General features: G+C 71.7%; 14 protein-coding genes. 10 read left to right on the top strand and 4 right to left on the bottom strand.

All coding sequences use genetic code 11. The annotated features are described in order from the left end of the window. The first annotated feature begins 96 nt into the window (after positions 1–96). From CAP_RS07770 to CAP_RS52050, 4 genes are all read left to right on the top strand, one after another. On the top strand, positions 97–1,137 hold the full coding sequence (locus CAP_RS07770; RefSeq protein WP_044237868.1) for a flavin monoamine oxidase family protein: 1,041 nt from the start codon (positions 97–99) through the stop codon (positions 1,135–1,137). A gap of 126 nt (positions 1,138–1,263) precedes the next feature. Further along, a complete protein-coding gene (locus CAP_RS07765) occupies positions 1,264–2,922 on the top strand; it encodes an amidase (protein ID WP_231511199.1) in 1,659 nt (552 codons plus the stop codon). 8 nt (positions 2,923–2,930) lie between these two features. After that, the gene (locus CAP_RS07760) at positions 2,931–3,737 is read left to right on the top strand and encodes a hypothetical protein (RefSeq protein ID WP_197041061.1); all 807 of its coding nucleotides are present in this window, start codon (positions 2,931–2,933) and stop codon (positions 3,735–3,737) included. Further along, positions 3,737–4,687, top strand: coding sequence for a hypothetical protein (locus CAP_RS52050; protein ID WP_044237860.1), 951 nt, complete (start codon positions 3,737–3,739; stop codon positions 4,685–4,687). The genes CAP_RS07760 and CAP_RS52050 overlap by 1 nt, the downstream gene beginning before the upstream one ends. Before the next feature lie 60 nt (positions 4,688–4,747). Here the strand turns inward: CAP_RS52050 and ftsH are convergent, their stop codons facing one another. Continuing rightward, on the bottom strand, positions 4,748–6,511 hold the full coding sequence (ftsH, locus tag CAP_RS07750) for an ATP-dependent zinc metalloprotease FtsH (RefSeq protein WP_370865970.1): 1,764 nt from the start codon (positions 6,509–6,511) through the stop codon (positions 4,748–4,750). 577 nt (positions 6,512–7,088) lie between these two features. Here ftsH and CAP_RS43965 point away from each other — a divergent pair. The 5 genes from CAP_RS43965 to CAP_RS07725 all read left to right on the top strand — a co-directional run bounded on the left by CAP_RS43965 (position 7,089) and on the right by CAP_RS07725 (position 17,260). Then, complete coding sequence (locus CAP_RS43965) at positions 7,089–11,636, top strand: serine/threonine-protein kinase (RefSeq protein ID WP_052374457.1); 4,548 nt, start codon at positions 7,089–7,091, stop codon at positions 11,634–11,636. Beyond that, positions 11,633–12,913, top strand: a complete 1,281-nt coding sequence (locus CAP_RS07740) for a patatin-like phospholipase family protein (protein WP_044237858.1) — start codon at positions 11,633–11,635, stop codon at positions 12,911–12,913. Before CAP_RS43965 ends, CAP_RS07740 begins: the two co-directional genes overlap by 4 nt. Before the next feature lie 66 nt (positions 12,914–12,979). After that, entirely contained in the window at positions 12,980–14,557 is a 1,578-nt protein-coding gene (locus CAP_RS43960) for a serine/threonine-protein kinase (protein ID WP_052374454.1), read from the top strand. Between the two features lie 115 nt (positions 14,558–14,672). Then, positions 14,673–15,647, top strand: coding sequence for a peptidase associated/transthyretin-like domain-containing protein (locus CAP_RS07730; protein ID WP_044237855.1), 975 nt, complete (start codon positions 14,673–14,675; stop codon positions 15,645–15,647). Beyond that, positions 15,647–17,260, top strand: coding sequence for a hypothetical protein (locus tag CAP_RS07725; protein ID WP_044237853.1), 1,614 nt, complete (start codon positions 15,647–15,649; stop codon positions 17,258–17,260). Before CAP_RS07730 ends, CAP_RS07725 begins: the two co-directional genes overlap by 1 nt. Before the next feature lie 51 nt (positions 17,261–17,311). On the opposite strand, the gene CAP_RS07720 is transcribed toward CAP_RS07725, so the two are convergent. The 3 genes from CAP_RS07720 to CAP_RS07710 form a co-directional block, all read right to left on the bottom strand. After that, the gene (locus tag CAP_RS07720; protein ID WP_052374452.1) at positions 17,312–17,911 is read right to left on the bottom strand and encodes an alpha-ketoglutarate-dependent dioxygenase AlkB family protein; all 600 of its coding nucleotides are present in this window, start codon (positions 17,909–17,911) and stop codon (positions 17,312–17,314) included. A 10-nt stretch (positions 17,912–17,921) separates the two neighbouring features. Beyond that, positions 17,922–18,971, bottom strand: a complete 1,050-nt coding sequence (locus CAP_RS07715; protein WP_044237851.1) for a glycosyltransferase family 2 protein — start codon at positions 18,969–18,971, stop codon at positions 17,922–17,924. 146 nt (positions 18,972–19,117) lie between these two features. After that, positions 19,118–21,385, bottom strand: coding sequence for a PilZ domain-containing protein (locus tag CAP_RS07710; RefSeq protein ID WP_044237849.1), 2,268 nt, complete (start codon positions 21,383–21,385; stop codon positions 19,118–19,120). A gap of 201 nt (positions 21,386–21,586) precedes the next feature. Between CAP_RS07710 and CAP_RS07705 the strand changes: the two genes are divergently transcribed. Continuing rightward, a complete protein-coding gene (locus tag CAP_RS07705; protein ID WP_044237847.1) occupies positions 21,587–22,093 on the top strand; it encodes a hypothetical protein in 507 nt (168 codons plus the stop codon). Positions 22,094–22,426 lie beyond the last annotated feature (333 nt).

Here is a 22,426-nt window from a genome sequence, read left to right as displayed (position 1 = left end):
GCGGCCTTGACGCCTGGCCCGAGCATGGGTGCCGTCGTGGCAGGGTCTGGCGTGATGCCTTGACGACTGGACGGCATCCCATTTACGCCTCCATCGATGCGCACCGACGCCACACGCCGCTCCGGATGGCTGGAGGGAAAGGAGCCGCTAAACGACGACGCCGTGCGCGCTCCGGGTGGCGCCGCTTCGCAGCGGCCCGCGAAGGGCGTGGAGGAGCCATCGTTCAAGGACCTGCTGCAGCTCGTCGCGATGAACAGCGGGCCCCTGGAGAGCGCCGTGGAGCTCGACCGGAGCTCGTCGCTGGAGTCGGCCAAGTTCGCGGCAGGCGCGGACGTGCTCGTCAAGGAGGGGTACGGCACGTTCGTGGAGGCCTTCGGGCAGGAGGTGATGCCCCACGTGCGCCTGAACGCGCCGGTGACGAAGATCAGCTACGGGGCCAGCGGGGTGTCCGTGGAGACTGCGACGAAGGAGCGCTTCAAGGGGCGCAAGGTGCTCGTCACCGTGTCCACCGGCGTGCTCGCGTCGGGGAAGATCGCCTTCGAGCCCGCGCTCCCCGCGGACAAGCGCGAGGCGATCGCGGGGCTGCCCATGGGCCTCCTCAACAAAGTCATCCTGGAGTTCAGCACGGCCGACGTCTTCCCCGAGGACGACGGCGCTGCGCTCGACAACACCTGGGTGCTCTACGGTGGGGACCTCGGGAGCCGTGAGGACGACATGGCCTTCGTGTTCAGGCCGATGGACACCAACACCGCGATCGGCTTCTTCGGCGGCGATCGGGCCTGGGAGCTGGAGAAGCAGCCGGGGCGCGGCAAGGACGCGATGACCAAGCTCGCCGTCACCGCCATGAGCGCGATGTGCAAGTGCGACGCGGGCAAAGCGCTCGTGAAGTCGCGGACCACGGCGTGGGGCTCCGAGAGCTGGACTCACGGGGCTTACTCCGCAGCGCTACCAGGCAAATCGGCGATGCGAGGAGTGCTCGCCAAGCCCGTCGCGCACCAGGTGTATTTCGCGGGGGAGGCCTGTTACAACGCGACCTACAATGGCAGCTTCGCCGCTGCCTACAACTCGGCGATCCAGGCGAGCTACACTCTGCTGCGCTGTCTGAAGCGTGAGGACGGAGGAGCGCCATGCAAGTGATCGCCGCACGGTTCACGGGTTCCACGCGCTCCATGCCCACCCGACGCCCCACGCTCCAGCAACGACTCGCCCTGCACCCCTGAATTCTCTCTCCTCCCCCTCCCCTACCCCGCCATGCCCAGACCCATGCCCCGCATTTCAGGCCGCGCGCTCACCGCAGCGCGTGTGGCCGCCGAGTCCCCCGTCACCGCGGGCGCCGTCCGGGCAGCACTGAAGGGTGGCCTGGGGATCACCGCCCTTCAGCGCCTACCCCTGGGGGCCCGCGCAGCGCCGCTGCCGAGCGATCACCGCCCCTTGCAGGCCAGGGCCTCACGCGCGCCCGAGAACGAAGAGTTCGCCCCGCCCGCAGCAGGGGGTCCCCTCCGAACCGCGGCGGACATCCAGCAGGCGCTGCGCGAGGGGCGGGTGTCGCCCGTGGAGGTGACGGAGCGCGCGCTCGCGGCCCTGGAGGCTCTGCGCGGGCGCCGCCCCTCGATGAACGTGCTCGCTGCGAGCGACGTCGACGATGTCCGCGCCCAGGCCGCGGCGTCTGCCGCGAGGTATGCCGCCGGCGCGGCGCGGGGTGCGCTCGACGGAGTGCCCGTGCTCATCAAGGACGAACTCGACGTGGCTGGCCTGCCGACGCGGCAAGGCTCCCGGTGCACGCCGGAGGCTCCCAAGGAGCGCGACGGCACGGTGGCCGCCCGGCTGCGCGGGGCGGGCGCGGTGATCCTCGGCAAGACGGTGATGACCGAGTGGGGCATGTCGCCCATCGGCGCCAACGTGAACCTGGTCATGCCACGCAACCCCCACCACCCGGAGCGCGCCGCAGGAGGCTCGTCCACCGGGTCGGCGGTGGGCGTGGCCCTCGGCGTCGCTCCGCTGGCCGTGGGGACCGACGCGGGGGGTTCGATCCGTCTGCCCGCATCGCTCTGCGGTGTCTTCGGGATCAAGCCCACCTACGGGCGCGTCAGCAGCAAGGGCAGCTTGATCGGGGGGTCGGTGACACATGCCGGACCCATCGGAGCCAGCGTCGCGGACCTGGCTGCCTTTCTTGACGCCGTCGCCTCCACGGTGGACCCCGAGGACCCGACGACGCGCTGGGCGCCTCCGCCGCCCCGAGGAGGGTTCTCGGCGAGGCTCCGGGCTGGCGTGCGAGGGCTGCGCATCGGGGTGATCGACGCCGAGTGGCGAGACGCGAGCTCCGAGGTGGCGTCCGTGTGCTGGCAGGCCCTCCACGCACTGGAGCGGGAAGGTGCGGAGATCGTGCGGGTGCTGGTGCCCCTGTCGCGCTCGGCGCCGGCGATCGGCTACGTGACGGTGGTGCCCGAGGTGCTGGCAGAGCGGCAGGAGGACTGGCTGGAGCGGCGCGAGGTGCTCACGGACGATCTGCGGCTGACGCTCGCCGTGGGCTCCGGGTTGACGGCGCTGGAGTACCTCGATGGCCAGCGGCTGCGCACGCGGCTGCGAGAGCAAGTGGCGGCGGCGCTCCGCGAGGTGGACGTGCTGGCGCTGCCCACGATGGGCGGCGGCGCGCCGCGGTACACGGACGCGGACGTGCGCGAGGGCTTCGGCGACCCTGCGGCGATCGATGCGCTGTGCAGGTTCGCGTTCCTGGGCAACCTGACGGGGCTCCCCGCCGGGACCGCGCCGGTGGGTGTGGACGGTGAGGGCGTACCCGTGGGGCTGCAGTTCATGGGCGATGCGTGGGACGAGGCCGGGGTGCTGGGCGTGATGGAGTACCTCAGTCGCGCCGGGATCGCGACGCCCCTCCGAGCGCCGGGTGCCGTGGATCTGCTGGGGTGACGCGCGCGATGCACCTTCGCCGCTTCTCGACGATCACCGCTGCGTTCTTGGCCTCCCTCGCGGTGAGCCTCCTCGGTGCAGGCGAAGCGTCCGCGCAGCTCCCGTGCATCCCGCCTTTCTGTCACCCAGCGGCCCCGCTCGCCCCGGCGACGCCCCCACCCCAGACGCCGCAGACGGAGGCGGCACTGCGCGCCAGGTTCGAGGCCGAGGCGCGCGCGAAGATGGAGGCCGAAGAGCGGCAGCGGGCAGCGCGCGACGTGCACGAGGAGCGCCGCCGCGCCTGGATCCAGCGCGGGGTGCAGCCTGAACCGAACCCCCTGCCGATCCGGCTGCCGATGTTCGAGATCTTCACACCCGGGAGGATCTCCGTCGGGTTCGTCAGCGACGATCTCGGCCTCTGGAGCCAGGGGGTGGGGCTCGGCGCGCGCCTGCGTCTGAAGAAGTACCTGGGGTTCGAGGTCGCGGGCTCCTACGGCGTGCTTCACCTGGTCGACGAGCGTTTCCCGGGCGTGACCCTGGAACCCTCGGTGCTCCTCATGAGCCAGGAACCGAGCGCGATGGATGTCTATGTCCGCTCGGGGCTCGAGGTGACGCTGCCGCTCAAAGATGCGCCTCAGGCGCCGGACGCGGTGCTCGGGGCGCACCTCGGGGGCGGCTTCCAGTTCCGCGCGGTGCGCATCGGGCGCAGGGGGTTCATGGGGTGGTTCATCGAGGCGCGCTTGCTCTTCCGGACTGACGTGGGAGGTGACCTGCGGAGGCTGCCGACACCGCATGGCGCCATCGAGTACCTGTTCGGACCGAGCATGGGGTTCTGATGGTGCCGAGACGACTGAACCCCTGCAGCGTTACCGGCAGCGCCGCGTTCCTCGCCACGCTGGTGGTGCTCGTGTGCTGGTCGCGCACCGCGCAGGCCCAGTCACAGCCCTGCATTCCGCCCTGGTGCCTCAAGGGAGGCATCGACTGGAAGCCCCCTCCGGTGCAGACGCCGCCCGTCAACGTGCCCACCCCCCAGGTGGACTGGGAAGCACGCGCTCGCGCCGAAGCCGAAGCGCGCGCACGCGCCGAGGCCGAGGCACGCGCACGCGCCGAGGCCGACGCGCGGCTGGCCTGGGAGGCTTACTACGAGTGGGAAGCGCGGCTCCGTCTGGAAGCGGAGGTGCGGGTGAGGCTGGAGCTGGAGGCGCGGTTCCGCGCGGAGGAGCGCGCCAGAGTCAATCCTTACCTCGGCGTGCCGTCCCCGGTGACCGCCTGGGTTCCGCCGCGACCGGTGCGCTTCCCCCGGGTCGAGCTGGGCATCCTCGCCGCCTGTCTCGGAGTCTGGAGCGGTCCAGGAAGGCCGACCCACCTCGGGTACTGTCCGAGCTGGCGGGTGCGCATCAACAGAGAGTGGGGGATCGCGCTGGATCCCTCGGTGCTGCGGATGGAGCACGGGGATCTGGTCTTCACGACGCTCGGCTTCCACCCCGCCGCGACCTTCTCGTTCGCCACCGGCAAGCTGCAGCTCACAGGCTCGCATGCGTTCGCGCGGGCCGGGCTCGACATGTGGACACCGGTCAGCGATCCCCGGGAGACGCCGGCGATGCTGGTCGGAGGTCACCTCGGCGTGGGCGCGCACGTGGCGTACGGCTGTTTCCAGACCGGTGCCGAGACGCGGCTCCTCGTGCGTGGCGGTCTGGGGGGTGAAGACAACGCCACCGTCACCGCCGTCTCGGGATTCAGGCTCGGCGCAGAGGTGCGCTTGAACGTAGTGATGGCTGGGTTCTGAAGGGGGCGGGGCGGGTGGGGCGGGCAGCGGGGGCGTGTACCCCACCCCGAGAGGCGAGGCTCAGGCAGCCTTGAAGCGCGCCAGCTTCGTCACCGTCGCCATGGGCACGGAGCGGCGATCGGCCGGGAAGCACTCGTAGATCTCGTCGGCGTCGAGCGTCTCCCGCTCCAGCAGGCCCTGGACGAGGAGGTCGATCTCGGCGCGCCGCGACTCGACCATCTTGATGGCGCGGGCGAGCTGCGTCTCGACGAGGGTGCGCGCCGTCTCCTCCACCTTGTCGAGGAGGGCCTGGCTACGCCCATGGGTGTCGGCGCCGAGGCCGATGCACCCGAGATCGCTCATCCCGAACTCCGCGACCATCCGCCGTGCGAGGCCCGCGGCGCGCTGGATGTCGTCGGACGCACCGGCGGTCATGGTCCCGAGCACCACGATCTCTGCCGCGCGTCCGCCCATGAGCAGGCAGATCTGGTCCTCCAGGTAATCCTTGCGGACCATGAGCCGGTCCTTCTCGGGCAGGGCCTGGGTCACGCCCAGCGCGCGTCCGCGGGGGAGGATGGAGACCTTGTGGATCGGGTCGGTCCCCGTCGCGAGCAGGGCGACCGTGACGTGGCCGGCCTCGTGCACGGCGGTCGTGTAACGCTCCTCCTCGTCCACGAGTACGTTCTTGCGCTCCAGACCCATCAGCACCCGGTCGCGGGCGCGATCGATGTGGTCGTGTGCCACCGCATCGGCGCCCTCGCGGGTGGCCATGATGGCCGCCTCGTTGAGGAGGTTCGCAAGCTCCGCGCCCGAGAAGCCGGGCGTGCACTTGGCGATGCGGCCGAGATCCACCTCCTGGGCGAGCGCCAGCGGGCGGGCATGGACGTGGAGGATCTCCTCGCGGCCGCGCACGTCGGGCAGGGGCACCACCACCTGGCGGTCGAAGCGACCAGGCCGCAGGAGGGCGGGGTCGAGGACGTCCACGCGGTTTGTCGAGGCGATGACCACGATACCGGCGGTGTGATCGAAGCCGTCCATCTCGACGAGGAGCTGGTTCAGGGTCTGATCGTGGTCGGCTGCGGCGGAGTCACCGTTGCGCCCGCGGGCACGGCCCACGGCGTCGATCTCGTCGATGAAGATGATGCAGGGAGCGACCTTGCGCGCCTCGGCGAAGAGCGTCCGCACACGCGAGGCGCCGACGCCGACGAACATCTCCTGGAAGCTCGATCCGGACGCGGAGAGGAAGGGCACGCCAGCCTCGGTGGCCACCGCACGCGCCAGCAGGGTCTTGCCCGTGCCCGGCTCACCCGTCATCAGCACGCCGCGCGGGGCACGCCCGCCGAGCCGCGCGAACTGCTTGGGGTCCTTGAGGAACTCGACGGTCTCGTTGAGCGACTCCTTCACCTCGTCCATGCCGGCCACGTCGGCGAAGCGCACCTGGATGCCTTGCATGCCGCTCCCGAGCTCCGTGAAGTGCCCCTTCTGGCGCTTGCGCTGGGCCACGAAGAGACCTGCGCCGACCACCGCGAGCACCGCGAAGGGCCCGAGCATGCCCGCGGCGCGCTCGCCTGAGCTCACCCCCGGCGCGAACTCGACGGGCACACCGGCCTCTGCAAAGCGGGTGGCGAGATCCTTCCGCAGCGCTTCGTCGGCGACGAGCCCCACGGAACGCTGCCCACCAGCCTGCTGGATCAGGAAGCGCTCGCCCTGGATCTCCACCCGGGCCACCTGCGACCCACCAGCGATCTGCAGGATCTCCGTGTAGGTCACGGTCCGCTCGCCACTTCCCTGGACGACCAGGGCCACCGCCGCGACGAGAAGGACGGCCAGGGAGCCAACCAGCACGCGCAGACCCGCTCGACTCGTGACGCGCTTACCGAATCTCGACAGCCAGCTATTCATGCTCTGTTTCACCCCGCTCTCTGCTCCGGTCACAACCGAAGCAGGCATCAGGGTAGCGCGCAGGAACCAATCAGGTAGCTCCTCAGCGCACATTTTTTACGCCTTCGGGGCATATTGTTCACACGTGAATTGGAATGCGCGAAGTTCCTGGGGATTCAATCGTGCATCGCGAGAAGATCCTGGAATGCTCAGGGGAACAGGCGTGCGCAGCAGATGCACACCTGCCGAGGCAGGCGCGCTCCAGCAATCCCTCGCGCGGTCGCACGCGGTCGCCCGAGAGCCGTCGTGCCCGTCCAGAGCATCGCAGTACGAGGCGCGCAGGATGCACGTGCGGGCACGCAGAAGCGACCCGGCGCGCGTAAGCGTCTGCGCACGTCACGCATGAAGGCAGAAAAAAACGGCAGATTTCGCCATCCAGCCCTCCCCCAAGGCGACGGCAGGACGCTACCATGCGCCGCTCGTCCGTCCGTCCTGCCGTGCCGTGACACGCTGGCTCGGACTGTCCGTGTGAACCGGCCTGATGGCAAAGCACCCCTCGCAGCTCGCTGATCTCGAGATCATCCGACGCCTCGGCGCCGGTGGCATGGCCGAGGTATTCCTCTCCAAGAAGCGCGGCGCCGAGGGCACGTACAAGCTGCTCGTCGCCAAGCGCATCCTGCCGGTTCACGGGGCCTCGCGGCGCTTCCGGGCGATGTTCGTGGAGGAGGCGCACCTGGCGACGCGCCTCAACCACCCGAACATCGTCCAGGTCTACGAGTTCTCCGACCACGGGGATGACGGCCTCTTGCTCCTCATGGAGTACGTGGAGGGGTTCGATCTCGGCAAGCTGATGTCCGCTGCCAAGCAGAAGGGCACCAGGATCCCCCCCTACGTCTCGGCCTTCATCATGGCGGAGGCCGCCAAGGGCCTGCACTACGCGCACGAGCGGAAGGACGAGGGCGGCGTCCCCCTGGCGATCGTGCACCGCGACGTGTCCCCGCAGAACATCCTGCTCTCGTTCGAGGGGGTGGTGAAGATCGCCGACTTCGGCATCGCCAGCGCCAACCTCTTCCGCGAGGAGACCGGGGTCCTCAAGGGAAAGTTCGGCTACATGTCCCCGGAGCAGGCCCGCGGCGACAAGGTGGACCGCAGGAGCGACATCTACGCGCTCGGGGTGGTCCTCTACGAGCTGCTCACGCTGCGCTCGCCCTACGGGAAGCTCGACGACGAGGCGCTGCTCGAGGCCGTCAAGGAGGGCCGCTTCGACCCTCCCCAGGCGCACGCGCCCGACATCCCGCCCGAGCTTGCGGCGATCGTGACCAAGGCGATGTCGCACGGCAAGGAGGGCAGGTTCCAGACGGCCCGCGATCTGGCTGGCGCCGTGGCGAGGGTGCTGCTCGCCAAGCAGGAGCTGGTGGACAACGCCGCCGTGGAGCAGACCGTCGCCCACCTGCTCGGGCGCGATCTGCCCGAGGGCATGCTCATGCGCGGGGCTCTCACCCACGCCGAGGGCCCGCCCGATCAGCCGCGCACCATGGCCGCGGTGCCGGCGGCGCGCCCCACGGGTTCCGGAGGCACTGGCGCGCAGCGCGTCGTGCGCGAGGTGCGGCACGTGGCGGTGGTCACGCTCCGCCTGGACGGCCTGGGATCACTGGAGGCGGCGCTGGGTCCGGCCGCGGCGCAGCGCACCGAGCAGTCCATCCGCAGCCTGCTCGACGACATCGGCTTCCGGCGCGGCGCGGTGTGGTCCTGGCAGGGCGCGGCCTCCGCGCGGGCGATCGTGGGCCTCATGGACAACCCCTCGCGCGCCGCGTTCGAGGCCTCGTCGCTGGCGGTCGACGTGCACGAGGCGCTCGCCGGGGCGTCGGAGGACCTGCCCGCAGAGCTGCGCGCCGCCATGGGGATCGTGCGGGGGATCGCCGCGGGAGAGCGCGACAAGGAGGGGCGCCTCATCCACCACACCCTGCAGGAGCCGGCGAACTTCCTGGCCGAGAGGCTCGGCGACCGCACGCCCTTCGGCCGCACCTGGGTCGCAGGTGGCGTCTACCGGCTGGTGCGCCGCGATTTCCGCTGGAGCGAGGCCCCATCGCTCGACCTGGAAGACGCGCGCGACGTGCAGGTGCCCCACCAGATGCGCCTCTACGGGCTGGAGCGGCCGCTCACCCGCGAGGAGCGCATCGCGGAGATCGCGCTCGCCCCCACGGATCTGGTGGGGCGCGACGCCGAGCGCGCCGATCTGCACGCCGCCTACCACCGCGCGGTGTCGCCCCCTGCCCTCTCCCCCGCCGAGCTGGCCGCGCAGTACTTCGAGAGCGAGGACCGGCGCACGCTCCCCCCGCCCGGCTCGGCGCTGCGGGGGGAGCTGGTGGCCCGGACCATCGTGGGTGAGATGGGCATCGGCAAGACCGCGCTCACGGCGGCCTTCCTCGCCGAGCTGCCCAGCGACGCGCGCATCCTGCACGTGGAGTGCTCGCCGGTGAAGCAGGAGCTGCCGCTCGCCACGCTCTCCGACGTGCTGCGCGACATCACCGGCATGGGCATCGAGCACAGCATCGAGGACGCCTGCAGCGTGCTCCGGGGGCTGCTCGGCCCGGCGGCGCGCACCCCCGTGGGCACGCGCATCGTGTCGCGGCTGGCGGAGCTGGTGACCGGCAAGCAGATCGACCACCCCGACGAGGACGTCCCGAGCTACGGCCGCGATCTGCTGCTGCGCGGCGTGCGCTACCTGCTCGGCGCCCTGGCGCGCCACCAGCCCCTGGTGATCGTGATCGACGGCCTGCAGTGGGGCGATCGCCCGAGCCTGGAGCTGATCCAGGAGCTGCTCCGGCGCACCGACGCGCTGCCCATCCTCGCCTTGCTGCTCACCCGCCCCGAGGACCGGGTGAACCCCTTCATCGAGGGCCTGGTGCGCATCGAGTTGCGCGGGCTCTCCCCGGAGGAGCAGACCCGCCTCGTCGAGGCCAGGCTCGGCGTGCGCGAGGGCGTGGCCGCCGTGTGCGGGGAACTCGTGCCCCGCGCCTCGGGCAACCCGTTCTTCCTCCTGGAGATGGTCGACGCCCTGCTCGAGCGCGGCACGCTGGAGATCGTCGAGCGCGAAGGCGGGGTGCAGGAACTCAGACGCCACGAGCGGGCGGGCGATCGGACGGAGAAGCTCCCCTCGACGCTGGAGCAGCTCATCGGCGACCGGCTTCGGGAGCTGCCGCCCGAGGAGCAGGAGGTGGTCCGGTGGCTCGCGGTGGCGGGCGGGCCCCTGCTCGCGGAGGATCTGCTCAACCTGATGCGCCTCGCCAGCGACGAGGCCGTCGTGCGCCTGTGCGCGCGGGGCCTGTGTGATCGGCGCGCGGGGACGGTGGACTTCCGGCACCCGCTCACCCGGGACGTGGCCTACCTCTCGCTGGACGGGGCGACGCGCGCCCGGATGCACCGCCGCCTCGGCGAGCACCTCGCGACCACGCCCCTCGCCCAGGGCCTCTCGGCGGCGATCGTGGCCCAGCACCTCGCCCGCGGCGAGTCTCCCGGGCCGGCGGCGCAGCTCTACCTGGAGGCGGCCTCCGGCGCGCGCATGGGCCACCAGGCGCAGCTCGCGCTCCGCTACTACCAGCGCGCCCTCAGGCTCCTGCCCACCGGCGATAGCCGCCGGATGGTGGCGCACGAAGCGCTGGAGGCCATCTTCCGCCACCTCGGCAAGCGCCGCGAGCGCAAGACCCACCTCACCGCCCTGCGCAAGCTGGCGCGGGAGAGCGGCCAGGCCCGCTGGGTAGCGCTGGCCATGGTCCGCACGGCGCGCCTCGACCTGGACGACGGACACCTCTCGCGCGGGATGCCCGTCGCGCAGCGCGCCGCCGAGATCGCGCGGCTCGCCCGCAGGCCGGCGCTGGAGGTCGAGGCCCTCACCATCCTCTCGGAGATCCTCCGGGAACTCGGCGACATCCCTGGCGCCCTCAGCGCCAGCGACCGCGCCATCCGGGTAGCCCAGGCCGGCGAACTCACCCCGCGGGCCCGCGCCGAGGTCCTGCGCGCCAAGGGGGTCCTCCTCCGGCGCGTGGGCCGGGTGCACGAGGCCGTCGAGGCCTACGCCGAGGCGATCGCCGTCTTCCGCGCCGTCGCCGCGCGGAGGAGCGAGGCGCGCGCCAAGAACGCGCTCGCCGTGGCGATGATGGTCCTCGAGCGCTTCGAGGACTCCATCGCCGTCGGCCTCGCGTCCATCTCCATCGATCTCGCCATCGGTGGCCGCTTCCAGATCGCCAAGACCCTGAGCAACATCGGCCAGTCCTACCTGCGGCTCGGCGACATGGACCGGGCGCTGAGCTACCTCCGCCGCGCGCGCGAGGCGCACGAGCGCTACGACGACCAGGATGCGCGCGCCGACACCCTCCTCTGCTCCGCCTGGGTGCTGCTCGAAGGCGGCGATCTCGACGCCGCGCACACCCTCGTCGCCGACGCTGGTGCCCTCATCGCGGTGACCGGCAGCGTCTACGACATGGTGCACCAGCGCATCCTGCGCGCGCTGCTGGCGCGTGCCCGCGGCGACCTCCGGGCGGCCCTCGCCGGCGCCACCGAGGCCAGGAAGCTCGCCGAAGCCCAGGGCTTGATGAGCTACCACGCCTACGCCACCGCGATCGAGGCCGCCACCCGCGCCGACGTCGACGAGCTCCACTCCGCGGTGCTGCTCGCCCGCACCGCCCTCGGCGCCGTCGAGGCAGGCAGCTCGGAGTACGGCATCGAGATCCGCGATCTCGCCTGCAGCGTGCTCTCCCGGGGTGCCCCGGCGAGCGCGCCCGACGCTTACCACCGGGCCGCGCTGCACGTGCGCAAGGTGGCGAGCTACGTGCGCGATCCGCGTCACCGCGAGCTGTTCGCGGCCCGCCCCGTGGTACAGCGGATCCTCTCTGCCGAGCAGACCATCGCCGAGATGAACCGCTTCGCTTCCCCCCTGCCCATGGATGACCGCAGCATGATCACCGGCTCGGGACGGGAATGGATCCCGTCCGCCGCCCCGAGCGGGGCGAGCAACCTCTCTGCCCATGCCCAGAGCCCCGAAAACCGTGACGCCTTGCTGAGCAGCCCGGGTCGAGGAGCGATCGAGTGAGCCCTCCCACGCACGACGCGCCGCCCCGCCGCAAGGTGGCGGTCATCCTCTCGGGCGGCGGAGCCCGGGGTGCCTACGAGGTAGGCGTCCTCTCCTACATCCTCGACGCCTTCGCCCGCGTCCGGGGCCGTCCGCCGCGCATCGACGTGCTGTGCGGCACCTCGGTGGGCGCCATCAACGCCTGCTTCCTCGCCGCGCACCTGAACGATCCAACCCTGGGCATCCGTCGCCTCATCGACCTCTGGAACGAGCTGCAGCTCGAAGCCGTCCTCGGCTTCGGCATGAAGCAGGCGCTCTCGCTCCCGCGGCTCATGCTGGGCGGAGGGCAGTCGGGCGCCGGCATCTTCGACGTCGCCCCCATGGCCAAGATCATCGAGAAAGAGATCCCCTGGCGCGCCATCGCCCGCACCCTGCGCCACGGCCACCTGTCGGCCCTCAGCGTCTCCGCCACCGAGATCGCCACCGGCCGCACCGTGATCTTCATGCAGACCGGACCCGACGGCGCACTCCCCTCGCAGGCTCCTCCGCGCACCGTGATCCGCGGGGCCCACATCGGACCGCTGCACGCGCTCGCCTCGGCGTCGATCCCGCTGCTCTTCCCCCCGGTCCGCATCGGCAACGAACTCTACATGGACGGCGGCATCCGGCAGAACACGCCCATCGCCCCGGCGCTGTGGCTCGGCGCGACGCACGTGCTCGCCATCGGCCTCTCCCGCGAGCTGCGCGATCTGCACAGCGTCGAGAGGAAGAACGTGCCGCGGGCGAGCCTGGTGCTGGGCAAGGTGCTCAACGCCTTCCTCCTCGACCACGTCCAGTCCGACTTCGAGGTGCTGTCACGGGTGAACAGCATGATCGACGACGGCGAGAAGGCCTTCGGGCCGAGCTTCCTCCCCTCCCTCAACGCCGTCGCCACCCGCCGCGGCGTGTTGCCCTACCGGCGGGTAAAGAGCCTGGTGGTGCGCCCCTCGGTCGATCTCGGCCGCATGGCCGCTTCCCACATCCGCACCAGCAAGCTCCGCAGCGGCCCGCTCGTCACCCGGCAGCTCCTCTCGCTCATGGATGTCGGAGAGGACACCGAGGCCGACCTGGCCAGCTACCTGCTCTTCGACGGGCCCTTCACCCAGAAGCTCATCGCGCTCGGCCGTGCCGACGCCGAGGCCCGGCGACGCGAACTCCTGGAGTTCTTCGGCAGCGCCCAGGAAGACCCCGAACCCCTGGCCTCCGAGCGCGAGGAATGGTCGATTCCACCCCCGGTGGGCCCGGGCCGCCTGACCTGAAAGTCTGCGTACCAGGCCAAGATCGCCGCACCAGGGAGGCGGGATGCCTGTGCTATCATCGCGCCGATGATGCCCCCGCCGCGCGCCCCGCGCGCCCCCACCCCGGACCCGTCCATCGGGTACTCGGACGTGGAGCAACCGGGGGCCGTCGTCGCTGGCAAGTTCCAGATCCTCGACCTCCTCGGCCGCGGCGGCATGGGGTCGGTGTGGCGCGCCCAGGACCTCATGCTCGGCCGCCAGGTCGCCATCAAGTTCATCCGGCTGGCGCAAGATCTCGATGAGGGCGCGGCCTCCGAGGCGCGCATGCGCTTCGAGCGCGAAGCCCGCGCCGCAGCGCAGCTCCGCACCCGCCACGTGGTGCAGATCTATGAGTACGGCTTCCACGAGGACACGCCCTACATCGTCATGGAGATGCTCGCGGGCGAGACCCTCTCGCAGCGTCTCGACCGGGTCGGGCGCTTCACGCCCGCCCAGTGCGCGCGGATCCTCGACCAGACCGCGCGTGCCCTGGAACTCGCCCACAACGCAGGCATCGTCCACCGCGACCTCAAGCCCGCGAACATCTTCCTCGCCCGGGAGGACAGCGACGAGGTCGTGAAGATCCTCGACTTCGGCGTGGCCCAGGCGAACACCATGGCCCTCGACGGGCAGCAGACGGCCACCGGGCGCCTCGTCGGCTCGCCCTTCTACATGAGCCCCGAGCAGGCCCGCGGCGTCAGGCCCCTCGATGGCCGCAGCGACCTCTGGAGCCTGGCGGTGATCCTGTTCCGCATGCTCACGGGCGAGAAGGCCTTCAGCGGCGACTCCCTCGGCGCGGTCATGGTCCAGATCCTGAGGGAGCCCATCCCCATGCCCACCCACTTCGCGGCCGATCTGCCCCAGTCCCTGGATCGCTTCTTCGAGCGCGCCTTCGCCCGAGATCGCAACTTCCGCTTCCAGAGCGCGAGCGAGATGACGCAGGCCTTCGGCGCCATCGCCGGGGTGGCCCCCGTCGAGCGGTGGGGCTCCGGAAGCTCTGAGTCGCTCCAGAGCGTGACCATGGGCACCCCCATCTCGCTCTCCATCTCCGGCGTGTCCGGCGTCAGCCTCCCGAGCGTTCCCGCCCCCCCGGCCGCGATGTCCATCACCGCCCCCCTGACCCCCAGGCCGGTACCCATCGACCGCCCCTCGGCCGACCAGGGGCTCGCGCTCGGTCATTCGGGCACGCTCACCCAGATGCCCTGGTCGCCCAGCGTCCGGCGTGCGCTCTGGGCAGCCGCGGGCGCCGGCACCGCCCTCACGGTCACGGGCCTCGTCCTCGTCGCGCGCGTCGCCTTCTCGGATCCGTCTGACCCGGCGACCAGCGGCACGAGCGCGGTCGCCTCCCCTCCCCCCCAGCACGCCCCTGCCCTCTCTGGCGTACCCACGGCGCAGCCCGGCGCGAACGGCGGCACGTCTGCCACGTCCGCCACGCCCGACCAGCCCACGCCGGCATCGCCCGACAAGGCCGCCCCGGACCCCACGGCCAGCGCTGCGGGGACGACCACCGCCACCGCGAGCGCTGCCGCCACCACGGCAGAACCGCGTCCAGCCGCAGCATCCACGGCGCCCGTCACCCAGCCGGCACGGCCGCAGCCCCCGAAGCGCAAGCCAACATGGTATTGACCGGTCCATGCGCACGCGACCTCTGGCGCACCCCCTGAGTCTCCGCCCCCCGGCGCCCCTCGGCCCTGGCAGGGGGCGTCAGCGTCGAGGATGGCTCACGCTCCAGGGAGTAGCGGTGCTCACGGCGCTCCTGCTCGCCCCCGCCCCGGCACTCGCGGCGCCAGGCCAGTGCTCCGCGAAGGAGCGCAAGGACGCGGGAGCGCTCGCGGACAAGGCCTTCGAGCAGTTCGAGGCCGCCGACTACCGGGCCGCCATCGACTCCTTCGGCCAGGCCGAGGAGAAGTGCCACTCCCCGCGCCTGCTCGTGTTCATCGCCCGTGCCCACATGGGCCTCGGCGAGCTTCTGCGCGCCCGCGACCTCCTCCAGCAAGCCGCCAGCGAACCGCTCACCCCGCGCTCTCCGCCCTCCTTCCGCGAGGCCCAGACCGAGGCCCGCAAGGAACTCGACGCCCTCAAACCCCGCATCCCGGTCATCCAGGTGACCCTCAGCGGCACCTCCACGGACGTCGCCCGCGCCACCGTGAACGGCGAGGAGACCTCGCTGGAGACCCTGCAGCAAGGCCTCGACGTCGACCCTGGCAAGTACACCGTGCGCGTCGAGGCGCCGGGCGTCGCGCCCACGGAGCGCCGCCTGATCCTGCGCGAGTCCCGGGTGGAGCGGCTCGAGATCGTGCTCCAGCCTCAGGAGACCACCGCGCCACCACCGCCCGAGAGCACCTCGTCGTCCCTCGCCCCCACCATCGCTGCCTTCAGCGTGGGCGCCCTCGGCCTCGGCCTCGGCGTGGTCACGGGCGTCATGTCCTCCAGCGCCGTCAGCGACATCAAGAGCCGCTGCAACGGCAACGACTGCCTGAAGAGCGACGAGGACGCCGCGGCCCGCGCGGGCACCCTCGGCAACCTCTCCACGGCGGGCTTCATCCTCGGCGGCCTCGGCGTCGCCACGGGCGCCGTGCTCCTCATCGTCCGCGCGAGCGGCGGCGGCAGCGATGGCGAGGACGACACGGAGGCGGAGCCGAGCACGGCGATCCGCATCCCTGAGGTTCAGGTAGGCATCGGGCCAGGATCCATCCTGCTGCACGGGAGGTTCTGATGAGCACACACGGCATCTCTCACCTCGCCCTCGGCACCGCCTTCAGCGTGGTGTCCCTCGTCGCCTGCAACGGCGTCACCGGCCTCGGCGATCTGGAGTTCAACCGCGACGCGACGGGCACGGGCGGCAGCACCAGCAGCGCCGGCGGCAGCACCAGCAGCGCTGGCGGCACGGGCGGAGAAGGAGGGACCGTGAACGGCCCGGACCCCGATCTGGTGTGGGGACAGCGGTTCGGCAACGAGGGGGAGGACTACCCGACCGCGCTCACCTACACGTCCACCGGTGACCTCCTGCTCGGCGGCAGCTTCAGCGGGCTCCTCGATCTCGGCGGCATGACCGCCGAGACCACGGGCTTCCAGAACGACGCCTTCATCGCCCGTCTGAGTCCCGCCGGTGCGCCCCTCTACATCCATTCCATCGACGACGGCTCCCTCCAGGACTGCCTGCGCGACATGGACCTCCTCCCCTCGGACAGGGTGATCGCCCTCGTCGGCAGCGGCACCTCACTCAACTCCTGCGTGGCTGCCAACTACCCCATGCAGCCCTCGATGGCGGGTGGCTACTTCTCCTATGGCCTCACGGCCTTCAAGCTCGTCACGCTCGATGCTGCCGGCGCGCAGACCGACGAGAAGGTGCTCTGCGGCACCTGCGAGGAAGGAGGCGCCGAAGGCCCCATGGCCGTGGCCACCGACCTGCAGGGCAACGTGTTCGTCGGAGGCAGCTTCTCCGGCATCTACCTCATCAACCCCAACAGCGGCGTGCAGTCCCAGGGGGGCGTCGACGCCTTCGTGATGCGGTACAACAGCAACGGCAACCCGGCGTGGATCCGCAACTTCGGAATCCAGGACGGCTACTCTGTCGTCACCGACGTCGTCTCCGACGGCATGGGCGGCGTGGTGATCGCGGGCGTCTTCGAGGACAGGTTCCGGATCGATGGGGCTACCCACGACATCCCGTTCAGCCAGCGACCGATCTTCGTCGCCCGACTCGACGACGACGACGGGGATGTCCTCTGGTCCCATGTCTTCGAGCGGGGGTGGGGGGGCTCCACGCCCCACCTCTCCGCCGCCTCGGACGGGGTCCTCATGACCGGAGACTTCTTCGGCACCGTCGATTTCGGCGGCGGAGCCCTCCAGGCCACGGGCCAGACGCCTGCGACCTCCGACGCCTACCTCGTCAAGTTCGGGATCGACGGCGCGCACGTCTGGAGCCGCCGTTACGGGGACGGCGACGACCAGAGGCTGCAGCAGGGTGGGACATCCCTCGTCGTGGAGCCGAGCGGCAACCTCCTCCTCGGAGGCGCCTTCGGAGGCACCCTCGACCTCGACGGCGCCTCCCTCACGGCCCTCGGCGCACGCGACGCCTTCATCGCCAGGCTCGATCCGGCGGGCGCCTACCTCACGCACCGGCACATCCCGAGCGCCTCGGACACCACCTCGCAGGGCGACATCCTCGTCGTGCCGAGCACGACGGGCCGCGTCGCGGTGACCGGCGCCTTCATCGGCGCCGTCGACTACGGCGGCGAACAGCCCTTCGAGAGCGAGAGCCCGAGCTCCCCCGTCAATGACGGCTTCGTCGTCGTCTACGAGGAGCCCTTCCGCGAGCAGCACTGATCCCGTGCACTGCGCGCCCCGCCCCTCCCCGCACGCGCGCTCGTCGTCTCTTCAGGCAGCGACCGGCAGGATGCGCCGGAACGTCAGGTTGATCCGCGGCCCCGCCCCTGCCTGACGGGGCACCCCGTGCCGCCAGAAGTGCTGCGTCGTCCCCCCCATCACCAGCAAGCTCCCCCCGCCGAGCGACAGCTCCACGGGCGCCTCACCCGCGAGCGCGCGCACCGGCTTGAGCACGAACCGCCGCGGGGCTCCCAGCGACACCGACGCGATCACCGGGTTCTCTCCCAGCTCCCGCTCGGCGTCCGCGTGGAACCCCATCGCGTCGTTCCCGCCCCGGTAGTGGTTCAGGAGCACGCTGTTGAAGGGCGCCCCGCTCGCCTCTTCCACCTGCCGGCGCAGCGCCGAGAGCGCCGGTGTCCAGACCAGCGGCTCCAGCGTGAGCCCCGAGTACCTGTACGTCGTCCCCGGGTCCCCGTACCAGGCGGTGAGCCGAGGTTGCTGGTGCTCACGCCCGAACACCCGGATGGTCTCCTGCTTCCAGGCGATCCCGTCCCGCAGCGCTGCGAACAGCGCCTCCGCCTCGGCGGCCGCGAGCCACGGATCGTGCAGCGTCAGCAGGCCGCCCCCCGCGAGGTGCTCCACGCGCACCATGCGCGAGCGCTCACGCCTCCAGCGGCTCGCCGGTCCCCACCGCCACCGGGATGGGATCGAGCCGCTCCGGCTCCGGCGCCCAGTCCGGATCGAGCCCGTACCGCAGGAGCCCCGACGCAAACCCCACCCCGTGGGACGCGTGCAGCACCGGGAAGATCCCCCACACGATGGGGATCGCCGGCGCCCCTTCCCGGCGCCCCACACGGATCGCCTCGATCCCCGTGGCCACCGCGTAGAGCCCGAAGGCCGGCAGCGTCAGCGGGTGCCATCGCGACGTCGCCAGGAGCGTCGCCCCCGACACCACCATCAGGAACGGAATCGCCGGCCGCGGCGACGGGAACGTTCCCCGCTTGAGCAGCGTCCGGGCCCTGCCCTGACCGTACTTGTAATACTGCTTGGCGAGCGCCGCGTACGACGCGCGCGGGTAGTAGTGCACCACGATGTCGCGGCTCAGGAACACCTTCCCGCCCGCCTCGTGGATGCGCTGGTTCAGCTCCGCGTCCTCGTTCGTCACCGCCTTCGGGTCGTACATCCCCGCGGTCTCGAACACCCGCCTCCGGAACGCGCCGAGGAACACCGTGTCCACGAACCCCTCGTTCTCGGCCGAGCGGTAGCTCGCCCCCCCCACCCCGAGGGGGCTGGTGAGCGCCGCGCAGAGCGCCTTCTGGAACCACGTCTTCGCCCGCGGGCGCTGCGCCCCGCCGACATTGTCGGCCCCGGTCCGCTCCAGCACCTCGATGCAGCGCCGCACGTAATCCCCGGCGTACTCGCAGTGCACGTCCATCCGGATCACCACGTCCCCGCGCGCCTGACGGATGATCTGGTTCATCCCCGCCGCCTGGATCCGGTCCGGGTTGTCGATCATCCGGATGCGCGGATCCTCCGCGGAGAGGCGCCCCAGGATCTCCCGGGTGCGGTCCGTGCTCCCCCCGTCCGCCACCAGGATCTCCATCCGATCCCGGGGATAGTCCTGGGCGGCCACACTCTCGAGACACGCCTCGATGTAGCCCTCCTCGTTGAGGCAGGGCATGGCGATGGTGACGAAGGGAACGGCGCTCATCAGGCGGGCAGTATACGCATGCGGGGCCACCTGCGTACTGCGTACCCTGGCTCGGAAGCCCGACCGTGTGGATCAGCGCGGGGCGGCCGCGGTCCCCGCGCGTGTCGTCGCGGCAGGGACCGGGGCAAAGCCGGGAGGCAGGCGGCTCAGTGCGACTTGCCCTTGCCGCCCTTCTTCTTCGCGTCGTCCTTGCCCTTCTTCCCCTTCTTGGCCTTGGACTTCGAGGCCACCTTCTTCGGCGCCGAGTCGTTGCCGAGCGCGATCTCCAGCCGATCGCCGTTGCTCTTCGCCACGTAGGCCGGGACGCCGTCCTTGAACTGCAGCGACACCTCCGCGCCCTGGGGGGTGTTCACCACCCGGATGGAGGCGATGCGCTTGTCCTTCCGGGCGAGCCCGCTCCCCGACGACAGGGCCCGACGATCCGGCAGCGACACCGTGAAGCCCATCGGCCCTGCCGCGCCGGTCAACCGCTCGATGTCGCCGTCCATCTTCAGCTTGAGGACGATCGGGTTCTTCACCTCGCCTTGCCCCCACGCCTTGCCGTCGCCGGTCGCCGTGGGCTCCTCGCCCCCTTCGTCACCGGCTTCGAGTTCGGCGTTCCCCGCAGCGTTGGCGGCGGCCTCGGCGAGCGGGTCCAGGGCGCCCGACCCGAGATCGGCCACCGGAGGTGCCGACGGGAGCACCGGCTCGGTCGTCGACAGCGGCGTCGCCCCGAACAGCGGCACGTTCGCCGTGAGCGTCCCCTCGGCCGTGGGGACCGGCATCGCGCCCGGCGCGGGCAGCGCCGCGAGCGCCTCGGCACTCCTCGCGCCAGCAGGCAGCGCCGCCGTCGCCTGTGTCCCCTCGGGGCCCTTGCCCAGCCCTGCCAGGCGCGCCGCCCCGAACACCACGAGGACCGCCGCCAGGCCCAGGAAGCTGCCGAGCGCCGCGGCCTTCTTGTTCACCCGCGGCCGCGCCGTTGCCTCCTCTGCGGCGGCCGCCTCGTCGGAGGCAGCCCCATCGTCACGCACCAGACGCCGACCCTCTGTGCGCAGCGCGCCCGTGGGCGGCGGCGCCGTCATCCGCCGGGGCTCGCTCCCCTTCTTCACCTCGCTCACCTCGCTCACGCCGCCGCGCTCGGCGCGCTTCTCGCGGATCCGCGCCAGCAGGCCGCCCATCGCGCCCCGCGCCCGATCGGTCGCGCCCGACAGCGCCGGTCCCACCCGGCCTGCGACCGCGCGCCCCACGGCGGCAGCCTTCTCGCCGACGTCGCGCAGCCGCGCGCCCCGACCGCTCCCCGGCTCCTCTGCGGCCGCCTCGCTGGAGGGCCCGGCCTCGGCCTCGCCGTCCTGCCCGGCCACCACGTCCTCGGCCTCACCGCGATCCTGCTCGGACGCCTCCGCCGACGGCGAAGCGTCGGACTCCTGAGCGGCCTCCAGGTCACGGCGCACCTCTTGCGGATGGCGCGCGCTGCTCAGCGTCGGCTCGGTGGCCCGCGCCGCCGGAGACTCGTCGAGCGCCGGGGCAGGTGCAGGTGCAGGCGTGCTCCGCGTTCGCGCGGGAGAAGTCCCTGCTGCCCCGGCCCCACCCGCTGCCGGAGCCGCCGAAGCCGCCGCTGCAGATGCCAAAGCCACCGAAGCTCCGGACACGGCGGCGGCTGCGGGGAGCGCCGCCCCTGAAGCCGTCGCCGAGCTGCCCCGGCTCCCGCGCGGCGTCGCTGCCCGCGGCGATCCCGCAGCACGCGCCGCCTCGGACGTCGTCGGCTCGTAGCTCAGCGTCACCACGAGCTGGGGAATGCTGCTCCCCGGATCCACCTCGACCCGCACCGCGTCGACGAACGCCTCGCGGCGCGCGCCGCGCTCCACGTCCTCCAGGGCGAGCGACCGCCCCACCTTGAGGAACTCCAGGTTCGACCCCACCTCCAGCGCCCCGTCCTCGCCTGCGCGCACGCGCGCCTTCATCGGCGAGCCGAGCCCCTCGATGTGCAACCGAACCCGCGCCCCGCGGCCTGGGCCGTCGGACGGAGCCGCCGCGGGTGTTCCCGGGGCCACGCTGCGGCCCCCACCCATCGGCTTGCTCGTCCCGCCCAGGCCGGAGACCAGAGCCCGGACTGCCTCGCTCGACGCCGGGTCCAGCCCGGCAAAGCGCAGCCCGAACTCTCCCCCGCGTGACTCGTCGCGGCGCCAGCACACCTCGCCTTCCACGGCGATCTCCCCGCCTGGCCCGTCGAAACGGCAGAGGAGACGATCCCCCACCTCGGGCAGGTAGGCCGCGCGCAGCCGCATCCCATCGGGCGACACATCGACCGACTCCGCCTCGAAGCCCGAGCCCCCCGCCGCCTCGCCCACCGCGACGAGCGCCTCGAAATGGACCCGACGCCCGGCGCCACTGCGCCGCTCGCCTGCATCTCCGTTACCTTCGCTTCGACCGGTCATGATCTTTTCCTCCCGCGGCGCGACAGCCCGCAACCGCGATACGGGGGCTCTGCTCCCGGCAGAACCGGGGCCGACACGCGGGCGCAGAGCGCTCGGGCGCCGGGGGAGCCATGGCCCGACGTACGGCGAGCCGGTCTCGGGGGCCAAGTTTTGCAGGACGGCATCTGGCGTGGCCCCGGTGGAACGTGGGAAGCTGTCCAGATGGGCAAGGCCGCAGACCCCAAGGCAAGCGCCACGACGGCCGACGCGCCGTCGCACTCCACGGCGATCACCGGGGGAACCTCCCCCACGGCCCCGACCACCACCTCCAGCGAGACCTCGCTCGGACGCGGAGATGCGCGCGAGGCCTCGCCTGGACGTGGAGATGCGCGCGGAGACCTCCTCTTCGTGCACAGCCCGAGCGACGACGGCCAGGGACTCCGCGTGATCCGCAAGCGCGAGAACCGCATCGAGTTCGGCGAGCTCCGCGCCCTCGAAGAGGGCCGCCCCCTGCACGGCGAGGTCGTCCAGCTCCACCAGCGCGAGGAACACGAGCGCCTGTTCGATGTCGAGGTGATGCTCGACGCCGCCCACACTGCCCCCGCCGCCCACGCGCGCTCCGGCCCCGCCCAGGTCGCCACGGACGCCTACCGGTCCAACTGGGACGCCATCTTCGGCCCCCCCGCTGCCAAGCCCAGCCCCGGCGGCTCCGGCAGCGCCCTCAACTGAAGCACCCACCGAAGCGTTGACCGGAAGGGCGTCGACGGCGCCCCTCCCCCCGCGTCCCTCGGAGTTCGGCGGTGCTCCGAGCGCCAGGTGCTCGCCTGTGCGTGCTCACCTTCACGTGCCCTCCTTCACGTGCTCACCTCTGCATCCGCGGGTCCAAGCCTGGAATGTGCTCCTAGCGCTAAATGAATTCACTCCAGGCAATGCGCTCTCCGGTGAAGAGTGATGATTGAACCCTCTCACCTACAAGGTCGCATCGATTGACGCATGACGCGCCACCATTCATCGAGGAATGTTACGCGTATGGAGGAACCAGCCCACGAATGCCCTCGTGCG

The organism is Chondromyces apiculatus DSM 436 (genome assembly GCF_000601485.1).
GTDB lineage: Bacteria > Myxococcota_A > Polyangia > Polyangiales > Polyangiaceae > Chondromyces > Chondromyces apiculatus.
This window is presented reverse-complemented; position numbering and strand designations above follow the sequence as displayed.